A 16800-nucleotide genomic window follows, 5' to 3' on the forward strand; every position below is an offset into this window, starting at 1 on the left:
CCCCAGCAAGGAGTCACACAGTGGGACAGGTCAGCGCCAGCAGTTCGATCGTGGTCGCAGCGGATCCGCAGCGCACGCTCGCGGCCATCGGCGATTACGAGACGATCCGGCCGCGCATTCTCTCCTCGCACTACCGCGACTACAAGGTGATCGAGGGCGGTCAGGGCGCGGGCACCGTGGTGGAGTGGACGTTGCAGGCCACCGAGAAGCGGTCCCGCAACGTCCGCGCGACCGTGACGGTGTCGGATTCGGTGCTCACCGAGCGCGACGCCAACTCCACCATGGTCACCACCTACACCGTCACCCCCGACGGCACCGGCTCGAAGGTCACCGTCGACACCAGTTGGAAAGGCGCGGGCGGTATCGCCGGCATCTTCGAGGGCATCTTCGCGCCGCTGGGCCTGAAGAAGATCCAGGCCGAGGTGCTGGGCAAGCTCGCCACCGAACTGGCCTGAGCGCAGTCGCTGGTCAGTCCTTGCCGATGTCGAAGAGGTTTCCTTCGGGGTCGGCGAGGGTTGTCCACTGGATGCCGTACTCGTCGAAGTCACCGATGTGCTTGCCGCCCAAGCTGATTGCGCGCTCGATGTAGTCCGCCCATTCCGCGGTGTGGAAGTCCAGGTGGACCACGTTCTTGCCAGGGGTCTTGTCGGCTACCTGGATGAACATCAGGATCGGGGAGAGTCCCGCGGATTTCCCGACCGTGGCGAAGAACGGCGTGGCTTCCGGGTCCACCGGCACGTCGAGCAGTTGGGCGTAGAACTGCGCCTGCGCGGCCGCGTCGCTGCAGTCCATGGTGATGTTGGCCAGGGTGATGGTCATGAGGTCTCCCCTTCGGTGATCGGCCAGCACACTTCGGTGCGGAATTCGGCCGGGTTGTCGGTGATGTCAGGGCCCACGAGATAGCGCTCGCGGACCGGTTCGTCGGGCAGTACGGCGTCGTGTTCGGCGACGTGGCTGCCCAGGGCGCCATAGGTGCGGTCGAAGTCTTCGAACGGGCCGTCGTGCACGGCCACGGCGAACTGGCGGGACGGGAACTCCAGCACAGCGAAGTCGCCGATCGGGACGAAGTCCGTCCCCGGCGGTAACGGCACGAATGCGGTGACCTCGCCGTTGTCGTCGGTGAAGAATTCGTTCGAATAGGTCGCTCCCGCAACACCTGCCGGGTCGATGCCCGCTTCGAGCAGGATCATGTACAGCTGTTCGAAGACGGTCCCGCACCATGTGTCGATGCCGGTCCTGTCGACCTGGTCCGTGTAGGCGAGAGCGGTGAACGCGGGCTCGACGCGGTAGTCGACGTCGATCGGCGGCGGGGGTGCGGTGAGCAGCGCGCGCAGCGACAGGATCACCTCCCGGGTGCGATCCAGTTCCGCTTCCATCCTGGTCAGATGCGCCCGTAAGGCGGCGTCACGCTCGGCGGGGTCGGCCGCGGCCAGCACGGTGCGAATTTCGGGCAGCGGCATGTCGAGATCGCGCAGGCGGCGGATCAGATGCGCGCCCTCCACCTGGTCGGTGGAATACCGGCGATACCCGGTGCCCGCGTCTACCGACGCAGGCTCGAGTAGCTCGATCTCGTGGTAGTACCGCAGCGTTTTCACGCTCAGATGGGTGAGGCGGGCGAACTCGCCGATCGCCACGGTTGCTGTCATGAGAACCAGAAAACACCCTCCAGCGGGTGGAGGGTCAAGAACTCGATCAGGCCGGTGCCAAAACGAACGCGGCCAACAGCGGCCAATCACCCTCGCGCCACCACGAATAGCCGAACCAGACACCCGGGGTGACCTCGCGAATCTCGTCGTAGACCTGCGGGGTCGGCGACGGTGCGTAGTTCAGAGCCCAGGCCGGGCCGCCGTCCAGGATCGAGGAGGCTCGGTAGACGTCGGCCGGGAAGGCTTCGATGCCGGCGCCGGTGACCCGGTTGGTCAGGGAGCCACCGTCGGGCCCCGTGCGGAACACCTTGCCGATCCACAGCGCGGGCGCCACCGATTCCAGCTGCGGCGGCCGCGTCACCCACCCGTTGGTGAGCCCGTTCGCGATCGCCCCCGCCTGCGAGTCCCGGTAGATCTGGTCCTGCTGGGTGACATTGCACCGGAACCGCAACGAGTCGATGGTCGCCCCACGATTGCCAGGATCGAGATAACAACCGTTGCCGTAATCAGTGATTCCCGCCCCGGAATCAGCCGATACGGCAGCGGATGAGAAAAGAACCAGGCTGGCGACGGATGCGCACGCGAAGGAAACAGCGGACGCCCGCGCAAGAAACGCATTCATCAGATCTCCTAGAGATTGCTGAACCATTGCCCGACCTACCCCGATCGTAGGCCCATCGCCCTGGTGGAGCCATCCCTGTAGCAACCACCGCCGTCCGATCGATCCTCGACGCCGCACTAGCCGACACCGACCAAGATGTCGTCGCATCAGCCGTCGCCGACCTGCTCAATCGCGGCATAGCGAGTCGCCGCACACTGCTCCACCGCGCGCAGGAAGCAGGCCCACGCGCCGAACTGTCCATCGAACGAGCAGTACGGGACGGAGTACGTGATCTCCAATTCCGTGTTCTCACAAAGCATTTGAGCGATCCCAGGTCGCGTCATCACTTCTCGAATGGAGCACCCGCTCGCCTCAGCGATAGAGGAAAGTAGGGTCGACGGTACGAACCCGGACTGGGAGTGCCGCCGGGCTGACAAGGGGGGCTGGCTTTATGACGTATCCATCGGGACAACAGGATCCAGGGGCTTGGGGGCAGCCGCAGGGGTATGGGCCTGTTGGGTATGCGCAGGAGGTTCCGCCGCTCGGGCCGCCGCCGAAGTCGAACGCGGGGTGGATTGTCATCGCGTTGATCGTGGTGGTCGGGCTGGTCGGTGGGGCCGGGCTTTTGGTGTGGGGGGCGCGCGATGGGATCGCGGGGACGGCGGTGGCCGCGTCTGCCACGGCTACCCCGACGACGAAGACGGCGCCGACCAAGACCACCACCGGGAAGCCGACGCCCAAGGCGGGGGCTCGGTTGAGTTATGCCGATTATGAAGGGCCGTGGAACTTCAAGATGGGCGATGTCGCGATGACGGCCGACTGGGTGGAGGGGCGCGATCACAGCGGGTGCGCGCCGGTCGAGAAGGGCGGGAAACTCACCGGTCTCGGCTGCCAGTACGCCACCGAGATGCTGTTGACCGCGGAGGGCGGGGCGGTGAAGTTGAAGCAGTTCGTGTTGGGCATGAAGGACGCGGCGGCGGCTGAGGCGGCCGCGGATCAGATCGAGGAGAAGGATCTGAACGTGCGACCCGGCGGCATCATCGACGACTTCGAGACCGGCAAATGGAAGGCCAGCTCCTCGAAGGAGTTCGTGGTGATCACCCTCGCCACCGCCACTGCTTCGGTCGACGCGGCCCTGGTCGACAAGTACCTGCGCTACCGCCACACCGATATCGCCGCCGCGATCGGCTTCCGCTAGCGGCTCTTGCGCCGCACCGCGGATCGGCGAAGAATTGGTTTCTCGGTGGGCTCCAGCTGTGGGCCGTGCCAGCTTCGACGCGGTGGACCACGCCCGACTGCTCACCATCCGAGCAGAAGCGAGATGTCATGTCCGCGCTGGTACGCATGAGTTTTGACGCACCCGAGGAAACCCGGCCATTCGAGCAGGGTAAGGGTCGACTCGATCTGGTCAATGTCGAAGCCGGTCCCGTGGGCCGCGCCGTCTTCGAACCCGGTTGGCGATGGAGCGAACACGTGAAGCCCATCGCGGGCACCGACAGCTGCCTGGCCCCCCACATCGGCTACTGCCTGTCCGGACACCTCGTGGTCCAGATGGACGACGGCGAAACCCAGGAATACGGCCCCGGCGACGTCATGATCGCCCCACCCGGCCACGACGCCTGGGTCGTAGGCGACGAACCCTGCGTCATGCTGGACTGGCAGGGCTACGCCGACTACGCCAAGCCCCAGTAACGGCGAACGCCCGCCACCTCGACCAGGTGACGGGCGCCGCTGCCCCGGTGCGAACCGGGAACTACAGACTTACTTGCGCAGCGAGGCCGGGACCTCGAAGCGGGAGCCGAACTTCGCGGCCAGCTCGTCGGCGCGGGCCACGAAGGCCTCCTGGCCGCCGGGGTAGCCCACGATGAACTGGTGCGAGCCGCCCGACCAGGCCGGGAAGCCGATGCCGAAGATCGAGCCGATGTTCGCGTCGGCGGTGCTGGTGAGCACGCCTTCGTCGAAGCACTTCTGGGTCTCGATGGCCTCGGCGAACATCATCCGGTCCTTGAGGTCCTGGAAGGTCACACCCTCCGGGAGCTCACGGCTGGAGTTGAAGGTCTCGCGCAGACCCTCCCAGATGCCGGTGGCCTTGCCGTCGACATAGTCGTAGAAACCGGCGCCGCCCGCCTTGCCCTTGCGGTCGAACTCGTCGACCATCTTGTTGATGACCTCCGACGACGCCTTGGCGGCAGCGTTGATCTGATCCTCCTGGCCCGCCTCGATCAGCGCGGCCTGAGTCTCCTTGGAGATCTTCTGCATGGTCGTGAAGTTGAGCTCGTCGCTCAGCTTCAGCGGCGCGGCCGGGTAACCGGCCTGCAGACCGGCCTGCTCGACGGTCGACGGGTCGACGCCTTCCTTCACCATCGAGATCGCCTCGTTGATGAAGGTGCCGATCACGCGCGAGGTGAAGAAGCCACGGCTGTCGTTGACCACGATCGGGGTCTTCTTGATCGCCAGGGTGTAGTCGTACACGCGGGCCAGCGCCTCGTCAGAGGTGTTGTCGCCCTTGATGATCTCGACCAGCGGCATCTTGTCCACGGGGGAGAAGAAGTGGATGCCGATGAAGTCCTCGGAACGCTTCACGCCCTCCGAGAGCAGGGTGATCGGCAGGGTCGAGGTGTTGGAGCCGAGCAGGGCATCGGCGTCGACGATGTCCTCGATCTCCTGGAAGACCTTGTTCTTCAGGTCCGGGTTCTCGAACACGGCCTCGATCACGAAGTCGACGCCCTTGAAGTCGTTGGCGTCGGCGGTCGGGGTGATCCGAGCCAGCAGCGCGTCGGACTTCTCCTGGGTGGTCTTGCCACGCGAGAGAGCCTTGGCCTCGATGGCCTCGGCGTAGCCCTTGCCCTTGACGGCGTTGGCGAGCTCGACGTCCTTGAGCACGACCTCGTAACCGGCCTTCGCCGAAACGTAGGCAATGCCCGCGCCCATCATGCCGGCGCCGATGACACCGATCTTCTTGATGTCACGCTTGGGCACATCCTCGACCGACGGACGCGAGCCGCCACCGTTGATGTGGTTGAGGTCGAAGAAGAACGCCTGGATCATGTTCTTCGCGACCGGCCCGGTGAGCAGGCTGATGAAGTAACGACCCTCGATGTCCAGCGCGTTGTCGATGTCGACCTGCGCGCCCTCGACCGCCGCGGCCATGATGGCGCGCGGGGCGGGCATGTTGGTGCCCTTGATCTGCTTGCGCAGGTTGGCCGGGAACGCGGGCAGGTTCGCCGCGAAGGCCGGGGTGGACGGGGTGCCGCCGGGGATCCGGTAGCCCTTCTTGTCCCACGGCTGCGCCGCTTCGGGGTTGGCCGCGATCCACGCCTTGGCGGCGGGCAGCAGCTCGTCGACCGAGGACACGACCTCGTCGATCAGGCCGATTTCCTTGGCCTTGGTCACGCGGTGACGCTGACCCTGCAGCAGCACCTGCATCAGCGCGTTCTGCAGACCGATCATGCGGGTCACACGGGTCACGCCGCCGCCACCGGGCAGCAGGCCCAGCGACACCTCGGGCAGGCCGATGGCCGAACCCTTGACGTCGGCCGCGATGCGGTGGTGGGTGGCCAGCGCGATCTCGAGGCCACCACCCAGCGCCGCACCGTTGATCGCGGCGACGACGGGCTTGCCGAGCTGCTCGAGACGACGCAGCGGGCCCTTGACGCCGTTGAGCATCGTGGCAACCTCGGCCGCGTTGTCCGGGCCGACCTGCATCATGTTCTTCAGGTCGCCGCCGGCGAAGAAGGTCTTCTTGCCGGAGGTGATGACGACACCGGTGATGTCGTCCTTCTCTGCTTCGAGGCGATCAACGGTGGCGGCCATCGAGGTGATGTACGCGTCGTTCATCGTGTTGGCGCCCTGGCTGGGGTCGTCGATGGTGAGGACGACCACGCCGTCGGCGTCCTTCTCCCAGCCGATGATGTTGTCAGTCATAGTGTTTCGTTCTCTCCTGTGAGAAGTGTTCGGCCGGGGATCAGACACGCTCGATGATGGTGGCAACACCCATGCCGCCACCGATGCACAGCGTGATCAGGCCGTAGCGGCCGCCTCGACGCTCCAGCTCGTCGAGCACCGTGCCGGTGATCATCGCGCCGGTGGCACCCAGCGGGTGGCCCATCGCGATCGCGCCACCGTTGACGTTCAGCTTCTCGTCCGGGACGTTCAGGTCCTTCTGGAACTTCAGCACCACCGAGGCGAAGGCCTCGTTGATCTCGACGAGGTCCATGTCCTCGATCGTGAGACCGGCCAGGGCCAGCGCCTTCTTGGCGGCCGGGGTGGGGCCGGTCAGCATGATGGTGGAGTCCGCACCCGAGGTGGCGGTGGCGACCACGCGCGCACGCGGGGTCATGTTGGACGCCTTACCGGCGGCCTCGGAGCCGATCAGCAGCAGGGCGGCGCCGTCGACGATGCCCGAGCTGTTGCCACCGTGGTGGACGTGGTTGATCTTCTCGATGTAGGTGAACTTCTGCAGCGCGACCGCGTCGAAGCCACCCATCTCGCCGATGCCGGCGAAGGCCGGGTTCAGCTTGCCCAGGTCCGCGGCGGTGGTGCCGGGGCGCATGTGCTCGTCGTTGTCGAGCACGACCAGGCCGTTGATGTCCTTGACGGGCACGATCGACTTGGCGAAGTAGCCACCGGTGGTCGCCGCGGCGGCCAGGTCCTGCGAACGCACGGCGTAGGCGTCGACATCATCGCGGGAGAAACCCTCGATGGTGGCGATCAGGTCGGCCGAGATGCCCTGGGGCACGAAGTAGCCGTCGTAGTTGGTGGCCGGGTCGAGCGCCCACGCGCCGCCGTCGGAGCCCATCGGCACGCGCGACATCGACTCGACGCCACCGGCGATCACCAGATCGTCGAAGCCCGAGCGAACCTTCTGCGCAGCCAGGTTCACGGCCTCGAGGCCAGAGGCGCAGAAGCGGTTGAGCTGGAAGCCACCGACGGTGTCGGGAAGGCCTGCCGCAGTGACCGCGGTGCGGGCGATGTCCATGCCCTGGTCACCGACGGGGGTGACAACACCGAGGATGACGTCGGAGATCTGATCCTCGTTGAGGTCAGGGAAACGGTTACGCAGCTCCTGGATCAGACCAACAGTCAGATCCAGCGGCTTGACCGAATGCAGCGAGCCGTTCTTCTTGCCGCGGCCGCGCGGAGTGCGGATGGCCTCGTAGATGTAGGCCTCTGTGGTCATATCGGAGTGTTTCCTTCCTTGGGGTGCGGTGGCCGCACGAACGCCACGACCGATCGGCTGCGCGTCGTACAAATCCCGGCAAGCACCAGCGGAGCATAGAACCATGTCCATCCAGCGTTTCCGGCCACCCGTTCATACTACCGTGGTGTGCGAACTCCGGTTAACTTAACGCGCTGCGGACGGCCACTGTCAACCGTCCACACTCTTTGCCCCGAACTGTTCACGCAGCAAGGCCAAGGCGACCTCGTCCGGGTCCTGACGGTCGCCCGCGGCCACCGGCACCGCGGCGGCGGCCAACATCTCCCGTTCCTCCTCCGGGGTCGGCGGTCCGAGAACCGCGGCCGCACGCGCGGAATCGGCGTCGGACCGGGACTGCGAGCCGTCTTCGGGGCCTGGGTCGTCGGGTAAGTCGGGGAAATCGGGCGGCGGGATGTCGTCGTCGGACGGACGGTTGGCCCGGTTCGACGACTGACTGCCCGCGGCCTGGCTCGGTCGCGAGAACTTCGGTCGACCCGCGGGCTTGGTCTCCGCCGGTCCCCGCGCGGGCGCGGCCTTGGTCGCCGGTGCTGCGCGCGGCGTCGGCGCGCCGGTCTCCCAGCGCACATCCAACTCGCGACCCAGCACCGCGCGCACCGCCGAGCGCACGGCATCGATATTGCGGGGATCGGACAGCCGCTGCGCCAGCGGAGCGCTCTGATGCGCGAACACGATCACGTCACCGTCCACCCGCGACACCGCGGCTCCCGACAACAACGCCTGCAAAGTGGCGCCGAACTCGCGCACGCGCCCCTTGATCTCCGGCCACGCGGCATCGACGATCCCGACCAAATCCTCGGTCGACTCCGGCGCTTGCGGGGCGCTGGCCTGCGGTTCTGCCGGTGCGGACGGACGCTGCGGCTCGGGTTCCGCCGGTGCCGGAACCGAATCAGGCTGCGAGGCTTCTACTTCCGCTGCAATAACGTCATCGATGACGATCGGCGCGGCGACAACGGGCGGCGCCTCGACAACGGGCGGCGCGGCAACGACCGGCGGCGCGGCGACCGGCTCTGCATCGGAGATACTGACGGGAGCAGGTTCGACAGCTGGTTCATCAACGGCCGCAGGCTGCTGCGGCGCAGGCGGTGCAACGACCGCAGGCTGCTGCGGCGCAGGCGGTGCGGCCACCGCAGGCCGCTGCGGCGCGAGCGATGCGGCCACCGCAGGCTGCTGCGGCGCGAGCGGTGCGGCTACCGCAGGCTGCTGCGGCGCGGGCGGTGCGACGACCGGCGACGCAGGCGCAGGAGGTGCGACGACCGGCGACGCAGGTGCCGGTGCCGGTGCGGGGGCAGGTGATGCGGACCCGCCAGCCACCGCTTCCTTCTCCGCGCGCGCAGCCGCAAGCAATTCCGCACCGCGACGGCGACTTTCACTCGTCGACGCCTGTGCAGCCGGACGATCAACCCCCTCGCCCGCAGCCGGACCCGGACGCGCAGGAGCCGGAACAACTCCCCCGGCGAACCCACGCTCCAACCGTTCCAACCGCTGCAACGTCGCCGATTCCGCATCGGAAACCGACGGCAACAGCATCCGAGCGCAGATCACCTCGAGCAGCAGCCGAGGTGCGGTCGCGCCACGCATTTCGCCCAGGCCCTCGTGCAGCAGTTCGGCGTAGCGGGTCAGCGTGGCGGGGCCGAGGCGTTGCGCCTGGTCACGCATCCGTTCCAGCACGTCGCCGGGCCCCGAGACCAGCCCGCGGTCGGCGGCGTCGGGGACCGCGCGCAGCAGGATCAGGTCGCGCAGGCGTTCGAGCAGGTCGACGGCGAAGCGGCGGGGGTCGTGGCCTGCTTCCATCACCGCGTCGACCGTGCCGAACAGGGCGGCGCCGTCGTCGGCGGCCAGCGCGTCGACGGCGTCGTCGATCAACGCCACATCGGTGACGCCCAGCAGCGAGACCGCGCGCGGGTAGGTGACGCCTTCGGTTCCGGCGCCTGCCAGCAACTGGTCGAGCACGCTGAGACTGTCGCGCGGGGAACCGCCGCCGGCCCGGATGACCAGCGGATACACCGCTTCCTCGACCGGGACATTCTCCTGCTCGCAGATCTTGCCGAGCAGGCCGCGCATGGTCGCGGGTGGCAGCAGCCGGAACGGATAGTGGTGCGTGCGTGAGCGAATCGTGGGCAGCACCTTCTCCGGCTCGGTGGTGGCGAAGATGAAGATCAGGTGGGCCGGTGGTTCTTCGACGATCTTGAGCAGCGCGTTGAAACCGGCGGTGGTGACCATGTGCGCCTCGTCGACGATGAACACGCGGTAGCGCGACTCGGCCGGGGCGTAGAAGGCGCGATCGCGCAGCTCACGGGTGTCGTCGACGCCACCGTGGCTGGCCGCGTCGAGTTCGGTGACGTCGAGATTGCCCGAGCCACCCGGACCCAGCGCCACACACGACGAGCAGGTCCCGCACGGCGTGGAGGTCGGCCCGTCCACACAGTTGAGCGAGCGCGCGAGGATGCGCGCCGACGAGGTCTTGCCACAACCACGCGGACCGGAGAACAGGTACGCGTGACTGATGCGCCCGGTGTCCAGCGCTGTACTCAGCGGGTCGGTGACATGCTCCTGACCCACTACTTCCGCGAATGTCGCCGGTCGATACTTCCGGTACAGAGCCACAGCTCACAGGCTACCGAGACCCACCGACATGGTTGATCGGCGGCTGGCACTGGACGCCCGCCAGGTAACGAAGCCAAGGCCATGTTGTGATCTAAATCACATTGCATTACGCGGTCTGGAGCGTAGGAGCAAAGCGGTCCAGCAGGCGCAACGACCGAGCTATCGACTGCGCCGTGCACGGCTAAACCCGCACCGTCCAGTCCAACGATCCTGGTTACACCGGAAATGCAAACCCATTCCCCGCTTGACGCCCACTTACTGAATGTAACGGAAACATCAAGCACCGTGACATCGGCGCAAGCGTCTGGCTAACGTGGGTCTCGGCAACTTCGGTGGCCAAACCTTCATCAGGTTGGTGACCCCGGCCGGTCCCTCATCCCGGCCGGGGCACAACAACTTTCGCGCACCGATCGCTCCCCCACCGCACCGACCGGAGGAACGTTTCACCGTGCTGTCGTGTGATGACATCGCAACCGCCTGGCTGGCCCACACCGACTTCGCAGGCGACAACGCCGCGGTCGGGCTGCTGAGCCGCGCGATCAGCCCCCAGGACTACGACATCAAACGCGACTCGTTACCCGTCGCGGCCGCGGCCGACCCGGCAACCGCCGACGCCATCCTGCAACTGCTGCACCGCGGGCAGGTGCCGACGATGGCCGCGATTCGCACGCTGACCGCGCAGAACGAGATGCGCCGCGAGGCCGAGCGGATCGAACGTCTGGGCCGTCGCGCCCAGCGCAGCATCGACGAGTTCGGTCGCATCCTCGCGCGCCTGGCCGCCGCCCACTGGACCGACCACAATGTGGGCCCGACCAGGCGAGATATCCTCGCCGATGCCGAGATCTGCGAGCTCATCGCCGAACGGGTCGGCGAGATCGCGCCATCGGCGGTCAAACACCTGTGGCTGATCGAACGGGCCCAGCGCGCGGGCTGGATCGCGTCGAACGCCAGTCCCGGTTCGCTGTGTCCGGCGCGGCGCTGGCACACCACCAAGTTCGGCAATCGGGTCTCGCAGAAGCCGGTGAACATGGTCGGCAAGCTGGTCACCGGATTCGTGGTGGAACACACCGCGCAGCGGGGCAAGCCGCCCAGCTGGGCGGTGTTGGCCAGGGACGCGCGCGACGATCGCGGCCGCCGCCTGTTCTTCGATGTGGCCGACGCACACGCGCAGCGCCGCTGGCTCACCACCGCGGAGTGGCTGGCCGACAGCGATGACCTGCCCATTCCCGGCAAGCGCGGCGCACGGGCGCTGGCGAAGGAAAACCGGGCCTAGCGCCGACCCCCGCGGTGAGCGTTCGGTAACTTTCTCGCGACGCAATCACGCGTGGAAGGAGTTCCCGTGCCCGCAACGATCGACCCGGCGGCCACCGCCTGGCTACTCGCGGCTACCGCCATGGTGCTGTTGATGACGCCGGCGCTGGCCGTGTTCTACGGCGGGATGGTGCGCTCGACCGGCGTGCTGAACATGCTGATGATGAGCTTCATCGCGATCCCGCTGGTCACCGTGGTCTGGCTGCTCGCCGGCTACAGCCTGGCCTTCGGCGACGACGCCGGTGGCGGCCTGATCGGCAATCTCGAACACTTCGGCCTGGCCGGGATCGGTCCCGAATCGGTGCGCGGCACCATTCCGGAACTGCTGTTCGTCACCTTCCAGCTGACGTTCGCGATCCTGACCGCCGCCCTGGTCTCCGGCGCCATCGCCGACCGCGCCAAGTTCGCCGGGTGGATGGTGTTCGTGCCGCTGTGGACGTTGGCGGTGTACGCGCCGATCGCGCACTGGGTGTGGGGTCCTGATGGCTGGCTGCTGAACTTCGGTGCGCTGGATTACGCGGGCGGCCTGGTGGTCGAGATCGCCTCGGGCGCTTCGGCCTTGGCGTTGGCGTTGGTGCTCGGCCCGCGGATCGGTTTCAACATCGACGCGATGCGTCCGCACAATCTGCCGTTCGTGCTGTTGGGCGCGGGCCTGCTGTGGTTCGGCTGGTTCGGTTTCAACGCGGGTTCCGCGCTGGGCGCCACCGGTGCCGCGGCGGCGGTGTTCCTGAACACCCTGGTCGCGGGCAGTCTGGGCATGCTCGGCTGGCTCATCGTGGAGCAGGTGCGCGACGGTAGGCCCACTACCTTCGGCGCGGCCTCGGGCGCGGTGGCCGGTCTGGTCGCGATCACCCCGTCGTGCGGCGTGGTGAACACCCTCGGCGCGGTGGTCGTCGGCCTGCTCGCGGGCGTGGTGTGTTCGTTCGCGGTCGGCTGGAAACACAAAGCGGGCTATGACGATTCGCTCGACGTGGTCGGCGTGCACTTCGTCGGCGGCATCATCGGCACCCTGCTGATCGGCCTGCTGGCCACCGAAGTGATGACCGGCGGCGTGAACGGCCTGCTCTACGGCGGCGGCCTCGCCCAGCTCGGCAAGCAGATCGTGGCGATCCTGGCGGTGGCGGCGTACGCCTTCGCGGTCTCGTGGGTGCTGGGCAAAGGCATCGACAAGACCCTGGGCTTCCGCGTGAGCAAGGAAGACGAAACCGCGGGCATCGACTTCGCCCTCCACGCCGAAACCGCGTATGCCGAAGGCGTGCACGGTAGTTCGCCCCGCCGTTTCGGCGAAGGTCACTACGGGAATTAACTGACCTCGTTCGCTGGTGCCAACCACGTGTTGCATTCGAAGTTTCGGTTCTTCAAGTAGCCGTGGTTGTACCAGTTCCCGTTGTGGTCGGGGGTGCCGTGATCGCGGTGGCGGCCGTTGCCGTCACCGCGGTTGTAGTTGTGCTTGACCGCGGCGTAGCCCTCCTGCGAGGTCCACGAACCGCCTGCTTCCGACGAACCGATGTACATGCCGCCGAAACAGCTGGCCTGCAACTCCATTCGACGTGACGTCTCCAGCCCGCCCGCCGACATCGTGCCCTGCGAGCGGCGCTGGTTCGACGAAGCCTGCAGCAGCCCGGTGAGCCCCTGGACGTGATGGCCGTATTCGTGCGCGTATACCGACAGCGCTTCCATCGGCGGATACGGGGTGTTGTGCAGCACCAGCCCCGCCGTCGACATGTAGATGGTGCTCGACGCACTGCAGTAGAACGCGTCGCTGGTGGCGCCACCGCACGGCGAGGACAGTTCCGAAGGTTGTTCTGTGACAACAAGACCCGGGCTGCGGAAGGGCAGGTTCGCCGCGGCGAGGTTGGGTCGCCACATCTGATCCAGGCACACCTGCGCGGCCGCGAAGAACGCCTTGGCCACCGCCGCATTCGTCGACCAGCGCGGCAGATCGCAGTCCATATTGGTCAGGCCGGCGTTGTCGTTTTTGAACAGCGGATGCTGATCCAGCGCGATAACCGGTTGCGGCCCTGCAGGTTTGGTCGTGGTCGGGGCGCTGGTGCGTGCGGAGGTGGCGCGTGCGGTGGTCGGATTCGTGGTCGCCGCAGCCGGGGTGTAGGTGAAGCTGGGCGAGGGCGGGTGCGCGACCGTGCCGGGTGAGCTCTGATCGGACATCACCACCGCGGCCACCAACAGCCCGACGACCCCGAACACGATCACCACGGTGAACATCGCACCGAGCACACCCGACCCACCACGGCGCGGCGGCGGATAGCCTTGCGGCGCATAGCCATACGGCGGCGGCAACGGTCGACCGTAGGGAGGTGGCATCGGTCGGCCATACGGCGGTGGCATCGGGCGCTGGTACTGCGGCGGATACCCGTAGGGCTGGGGCTGCTGCCCATAACCCGGCGGGGGCGCGGCCGGACCCCGGTAGGGCCCGTAGCCGGGCGGTTGCGACATCTAGCTGACTTCGCCGGCCGGGGCGGTGAACGTATTGCATTGCGGCGTGCGGTTATCCAGGCCCGTTTCGAACCACTGACCGCCGTGTGCGGCCGTGCCGTGATCGCGCATGTCGCCGGGGCCGTCGCCGCGGCCGTGCGAATCCTTGGTCGCGACGGTGACCTGCGACGAACTCAGCGAGCCCGCGTCGTTGGACGCGGCGATGAACATCGCGTCGAAGCAGTTGGCCTGCAACTCCACTCGTCGCGACAGCTCCAGACCCTTGTCGGAGCGGGCGCCCACGTCGACGCGTTCGCTGTTGGCCTTGCGCAGGATGCCCGACTGGGCCTGCACGTGGTGGCCGTACTCGTGCGCGAACACCGACAGGTACACCACCCAGTTGTCGCGGAACTGCTCGGTCTGCAGCTGGCTGATCGGCATGTAGATGGTCTTGTTCGCCGGGCAGTAGAAGGCGGCGAAGTTGCTCGTGGAACCGGTGCACGGGGTGGTGATGCCCGACGTGTTCGCGGTGACGCTGAGCGTGGGCGCCTCGAAGGGCAGTTTGTTCTGTGCCAGCAACGGTTTCCACGACGCCTCGAGGCAGCGCGCGGCCGATTCGAAGAAGGCGCGGGCCTTGTCGACCTGGGTGCCCCACGGCGCGTAATTGCACGAGGACGGGACCAGGGCGCCGTCGGCGTCGGTGAGCAGCGGGTTGTCGCCGGTCGCGGCGGGCGCGATGCCGGGCTCGGGGGTGTAGGTGGTGCTGGGTTTGGGGCCGATCGCGCCGATGCCGAGGTCGACGCCGGTGTTGACGGCGTACTTCACCAGACCGCCGACCAGCAGGAAGATGACAACCAGCACCAGCGAGGTGAACCCGCCGCCACGCTTACGCGGGGGCGGAGTGGGCCTGCCGGGCGGGCCGTACGGCATCGGCGGTGGCCGATATCCGGGCGGCGGACCGTAGGCCGGACGCTGGCCGTAACCCTGTGGATAACCTGCCGGATAACCCTGGGGCTGTGGATAACCTGGCTGCCCGTATCCGGGTGCAGGCCGATATCCCGGGGGCGGGCCATAGCCAGGGGGTGGTGGAACCGGTCGTCCACCTGGGCCGTTGGGCCCATAACCGTACGGTGGTTGAGTCACTCCCCCGTACCCCCCTTGTCTCATGAGTCATCGACAGCCGCTGACGCAGAATAGCAAGCTGTCTAGAGTAAGCACCCATGCTGACTTTTCGGGGGGGCGCCGCAGGCGCGCTGCTACTCGCCGCGGCGGGTTTGCTCGCGGCCGCGCCGGTGGCCCACACGCAGCCCGCGACCGCCGGTGTTTCGATCATCGCCGACCTCACACTCACCGAAACCGGTGTGCTGCAGGTCAGCGAAACCGTGGTGGTGCCCGACAACGGCAACTTCACGATGTCGCTGCCGCTGCGCCTGAAGGTCGGCGACGATGTCGAGCGCGTGTTCAAGGTCACCGATGTGAGCGCGACGGGTTCGGGCACCGCCACCACCGTCGAGGATCAGTTCGTCGTCGAGGCCAAGCCCGGCGAATCGAAGTTCACGTATACGGTGCACAACACCGTCTCCGACGCGCCCGGCACGCAGGTGTTCCATTGGCTGGGCGTGCTCAACGCCGATATCGCCGAACTCGACGTCTCGGTGATCAGCCCCAGCTTCCAAATGGGCATCATCGACTGCAAACTCGGGCCCGCGGGCAATGCCAAGCCGTGCGCGGACGTGCACACCGAACCCGACGGCGTGCTGTATCTGCGCCAGACCGACCTGCACAAGGGCGATGCCATCGACCTCACCCTGCAGATGCCGCCGGGCACCGTGCCCGCCAATGCCGATGTGCGGGGCGGGGATTCGAACAATTTCTTCGCCTTCACCATGCCCGTGCTCGCCGCGTTCGGCGCACTGCTGCTCGCCCTGGCGGGCATGATCGCCTACGTGTTGCTGGCCCGGAAACGCGCCGCGGCCTCGATGGCGGGCAGTGACGCGTTCGATCCGCTGATCCAGCAGGGCGGCCGCGTCGAGTTCACCTCCCCCGACGGCGTGCTGCCCGGCGAGGCGGGCCTGATCCTGGACGAGCACGCCGACCCCGTCGACATCGCCGCCACCGTCGTCGACCTCGCCGTGCGCCGCTACCTGTGGATCACGCCGGTGAACGCGCGCGGCGAAAACGATTGGCGCATCAGCAGAGTCAACGCCCCCGACGACCAACTGCGCGACTTCGAGCGCACCGTCTACGACATGCTGCTGCCCGAGGGCACCGACACCGTGGCCGTGCGCGAACTACGCACCCCCGGCCGCCTGCAACTGGACCCGATCCGCAACGCCATGCGCGACGACGCCGTAGCCACCGGCGCCTTCGCCGACCCCAAACAGCGAAGCCTGCCCCGCTGGATCGGCGCCGCCCTGATCGCCCTCGGCGTGACCATCACCGTCGTCCTCGCCCTGACCGCAGGCCACGCCCTGGTAGGCGTAGCCATCGCCCTGGCAGGCGGCGCAGCCATGCTGCTACCCACCTACCTCCCGACGCGAACCCCCTTGGGCGACACCGTCGCCGGCCGAGTCCGCGCCATGCAACGCGCCCTGGAAACCATCACCCGCGACCAGATCCCCCCCATCGACCAGGAAACGATCTTCTCCCGAGCCCTGCCCTACACGGTGATCAGCGGCCGAGCAGACAACTGGATCCGCGCCTTCCGAGACATGGATCCCAGCGCCGACTCCCAACCAGGCCTCTACTGGTTCGCAGGCTACGACCAAGACCGAAACCTCCACCGCTTCGCCTCCCAATTCCCGTATTTCATAACGGCATTGGAAGGCGCCTTCAACCCGCGCTGACCCCGTACACCCCTATCCGTCCCCCTGACCGCACAAACCCAGCCCCCACCTGCGACCCATAGGGAGCAGCGGCCACGAAGTGGCCGTAGCGGCCCGGCCGCGAGTTAGCCGCCGTTGCGTCCGAGGCGAAGCCTCCAGCAA

15 protein-coding genes are annotated in these 16800 nt (G+C 67.2%); 6 read left to right on the forward strand and 9 right to left on the reverse strand.

The window, feature by feature from the left end; all coding sequences use genetic code 11:
* Positions 1-20 precede the first annotated feature (20 nt).
* A complete protein-coding gene (locus tag ACFWVD_RS27625; RefSeq protein ID WP_379247708.1) occupies positions 21-455 on the forward strand; it encodes an SRPBCC family protein in 435 nt (144 codons plus the stop codon).
* 13 nt (positions 456-468) lie between these two features.
* Here ACFWVD_RS27625 and ACFWVD_RS27630 read toward each other — a convergent pair whose 3' ends face one another.
* The 4 genes from ACFWVD_RS27630 to ACFWVD_RS27645 form a co-directional block, all read right to left on the reverse strand.
* Positions 469-819, reverse strand: coding sequence for a VOC family protein (locus ACFWVD_RS27630; protein ID WP_379247710.1), 351 nt, complete (start codon positions 817-819; stop codon positions 469-471).
* On the reverse strand, positions 816-1646 hold the full coding sequence (locus ACFWVD_RS27635) for a MerR family transcriptional regulator (RefSeq protein WP_379247712.1): 831 nt from the start codon (positions 1644-1646) through the stop codon (positions 816-818). Before ACFWVD_RS27635 ends, ACFWVD_RS27630 begins: the two co-directional genes overlap by 4 nt.
* 46 nt (positions 1647-1692) lie before the next feature.
* Positions 1693-2268 (reverse strand): hypothetical protein, encoded by a 576-nt coding sequence (locus tag ACFWVD_RS27640; RefSeq protein ID WP_379247714.1) that lies wholly within the window; start codon positions 2266-2268, stop codon positions 1693-1695.
* Positions 2269-2414: 146 nt separating this feature from the next.
* Positions 2415-2567 carry a hypothetical protein gene (locus ACFWVD_RS27645; protein WP_379247716.1) on the reverse strand — a complete coding sequence of 51 codons (153 nt, stop codon included), beginning with the start codon at positions 2565-2567 and terminating at the stop codon, positions 2415-2417.
* Positions 2568-2698: 131 nt separating this feature from the next.
* Here ACFWVD_RS27645 and ACFWVD_RS27650 point away from each other — a divergent pair, with 131 nt between their 5' ends.
* Positions 2699-3445 (forward strand): hypothetical protein, encoded by a 747-nt coding sequence (locus tag ACFWVD_RS27650; RefSeq protein WP_379247718.1) that lies wholly within the window; start codon positions 2699-2701, stop codon positions 3443-3445.
* 128 nt (positions 3446-3573) lie between these two features.
* Positions 3574-3939 (forward strand): cupin domain-containing protein, encoded by a 366-nt coding sequence (locus ACFWVD_RS27655; protein ID WP_379247720.1) that lies wholly within the window; start codon positions 3574-3576, stop codon positions 3937-3939.
* A gap of 69 nt (positions 3940-4008) precedes the next feature.
* Here the strand turns inward: ACFWVD_RS27655 and ACFWVD_RS27660 are convergent, their stop codons facing one another.
* From ACFWVD_RS27660 to ACFWVD_RS27670, 3 genes are all read right to left on the reverse strand, one after another.
* Entirely contained in the window at positions 4009-6171 is a 2163-nt protein-coding gene (locus ACFWVD_RS27660; protein WP_379247722.1) for a 3-hydroxyacyl-CoA dehydrogenase NAD-binding domain-containing protein, read from the reverse strand.
* A 40-nt stretch (positions 6172-6211) separates the two neighbouring features.
* Positions 6212-7426, reverse strand: a complete 1215-nt coding sequence (locus tag ACFWVD_RS27665; RefSeq protein ID WP_379247724.1) for an acetyl-CoA C-acetyltransferase — start codon at positions 7424-7426, stop codon at positions 6212-6214.
* Between the two features lie 189 nt (positions 7427-7615).
* Positions 7616-10069, reverse strand: a complete 2454-nt coding sequence (locus ACFWVD_RS27670) for a DNA polymerase III subunit gamma and tau (protein ID WP_379247726.1) — start codon at positions 10067-10069, stop codon at positions 7616-7618.
* 448 nt (positions 10070-10517) lie between these two features.
* On the opposite strand from ACFWVD_RS27670, the gene ACFWVD_RS27675 reads away from it, so the two are divergent.
* Both ACFWVD_RS27675 and ACFWVD_RS27680 read left to right on the forward strand, forming a co-directional pair.
* Complete coding sequence (locus tag ACFWVD_RS27675; protein WP_379247728.1) at positions 10518-11342, forward strand: hypothetical protein; 825 nt, start codon at positions 10518-10520, stop codon at positions 11340-11342.
* Positions 11343-11462: 120 nt separating this feature from the next.
* On the forward strand, positions 11463-12686 hold the full coding sequence (locus tag ACFWVD_RS27680) for an ammonium transporter (RefSeq protein WP_379247736.1): 1224 nt from the start codon (positions 11463-11465) through the stop codon (positions 12684-12686).
* Here the strand turns inward: ACFWVD_RS27680 and ACFWVD_RS27685 are convergent.
* Entirely contained in the window at positions 12683-13834 is a 1152-nt protein-coding gene (locus tag ACFWVD_RS27685) for a neutral zinc metallopeptidase (RefSeq protein ID WP_379247730.1), read from the reverse strand. The genes ACFWVD_RS27680 and ACFWVD_RS27685 overlap by 4 nt on opposite strands.
* A complete protein-coding gene (locus tag ACFWVD_RS27690; protein ID WP_379247732.1) occupies positions 13835-14743 on the reverse strand; it encodes a neutral zinc metallopeptidase in 909 nt (302 codons plus the stop codon).
* A 290-nt stretch (positions 14744-15033) separates the two neighbouring features.
* Here ACFWVD_RS27690 and ACFWVD_RS27695 point away from each other — a divergent pair, with 290 nt between their 5' ends.
* On the forward strand, positions 15034-16659 hold the full coding sequence (locus ACFWVD_RS27695; RefSeq protein WP_379247734.1) for a DUF2207 family protein: 1626 nt from the start codon (positions 15034-15036) through the stop codon (positions 16657-16659).
* Positions 16660-16800: the final 141 nt, after the last annotated feature.

The organism is Nocardia sp. NPDC058666, from assembly GCF_042714895.1.
In the GTDB taxonomy this organism is placed as follows: domain Bacteria; phylum Actinomycetota; class Actinomycetes; order Mycobacteriales; family Mycobacteriaceae; genus Nocardia.

What these genes read in the sequence shown, in the direction of transcription:
- ACFWVD_RS27635 (WP_379247712.1), bottom strand. Translation starts at nt 1,646, where the DNA reads ATGACAGCAACCGTGGCGATCGGCGAGTTCGCCCGCCTCACCCATCTG.
- ACFWVD_RS27650 (WP_379247718.1), top strand. Translation starts at nt 2,699, where the DNA reads ATGACGTATCCATCGGGACAACAGGATCCAGGGGCTTGGGGGCAGCCG.
- ACFWVD_RS27630 (WP_379247710.1), bottom strand. Translation starts at nt 819, where the DNA reads ATGACCATCACCCTGGCCAACATCACCATGGACTGCAGCGACGCGGCC.
- ACFWVD_RS27665 (WP_379247724.1), bottom strand. Translation starts at nt 7,426, where the DNA reads ATGACCACAGAGGCCTACATCTACGAGGCCATCCGCACTCCGCGCGGC.
- ACFWVD_RS27690 (WP_379247732.1), bottom strand. Translation starts at nt 14,743, where the DNA reads ATGCCGTACGGCCCGCCCGGCAGGCCCACTCCGCCCCCGCGTAAGCGT.
- ACFWVD_RS27660 (WP_379247722.1), bottom strand. Translation starts at nt 6,171, where the DNA reads ATGACTGACAACATCATCGGCTGGGAGAAGGACGCCGACGGCGTGGTC.
- ACFWVD_RS27685 (WP_379247730.1), bottom strand. Translation starts at nt 13,834, where the DNA reads ATGTCGCAACCGCCCGGCTACGGGCCCTACCGGGGTCCGGCCGCGCCC.
- ACFWVD_RS27680 (WP_379247736.1), top strand. Translation starts at nt 11,463, where the DNA reads ATGGTGCTGTTGATGACGCCGGCGCTGGCCGTGTTCTACGGCGGGATG.
- ACFWVD_RS27695 (WP_379247734.1), top strand. Translation starts at nt 15,034, where the DNA reads ATGCTGACTTTTCGGGGGGGCGCCGCAGGCGCGCTGCTACTCGCCGCG.
- ACFWVD_RS27655 (WP_379247720.1), top strand. Translation starts at nt 3,574, where the DNA reads ATGTCCGCGCTGGTACGCATGAGTTTTGACGCACCCGAGGAAACCCGG.
- ACFWVD_RS27640 (WP_379247714.1), bottom strand. Translation starts at nt 2,268, where the DNA reads ATGAATGCGTTTCTTGCGCGGGCGTCCGCTGTTTCCTTCGCGTGCGCA.
- ACFWVD_RS27645 (WP_379247716.1), bottom strand. Translation starts at nt 2,567, where the DNA reads ATGCTTTGTGAGAACACGGAATTGGAGATCACGTACTCCGTCCCGTAC.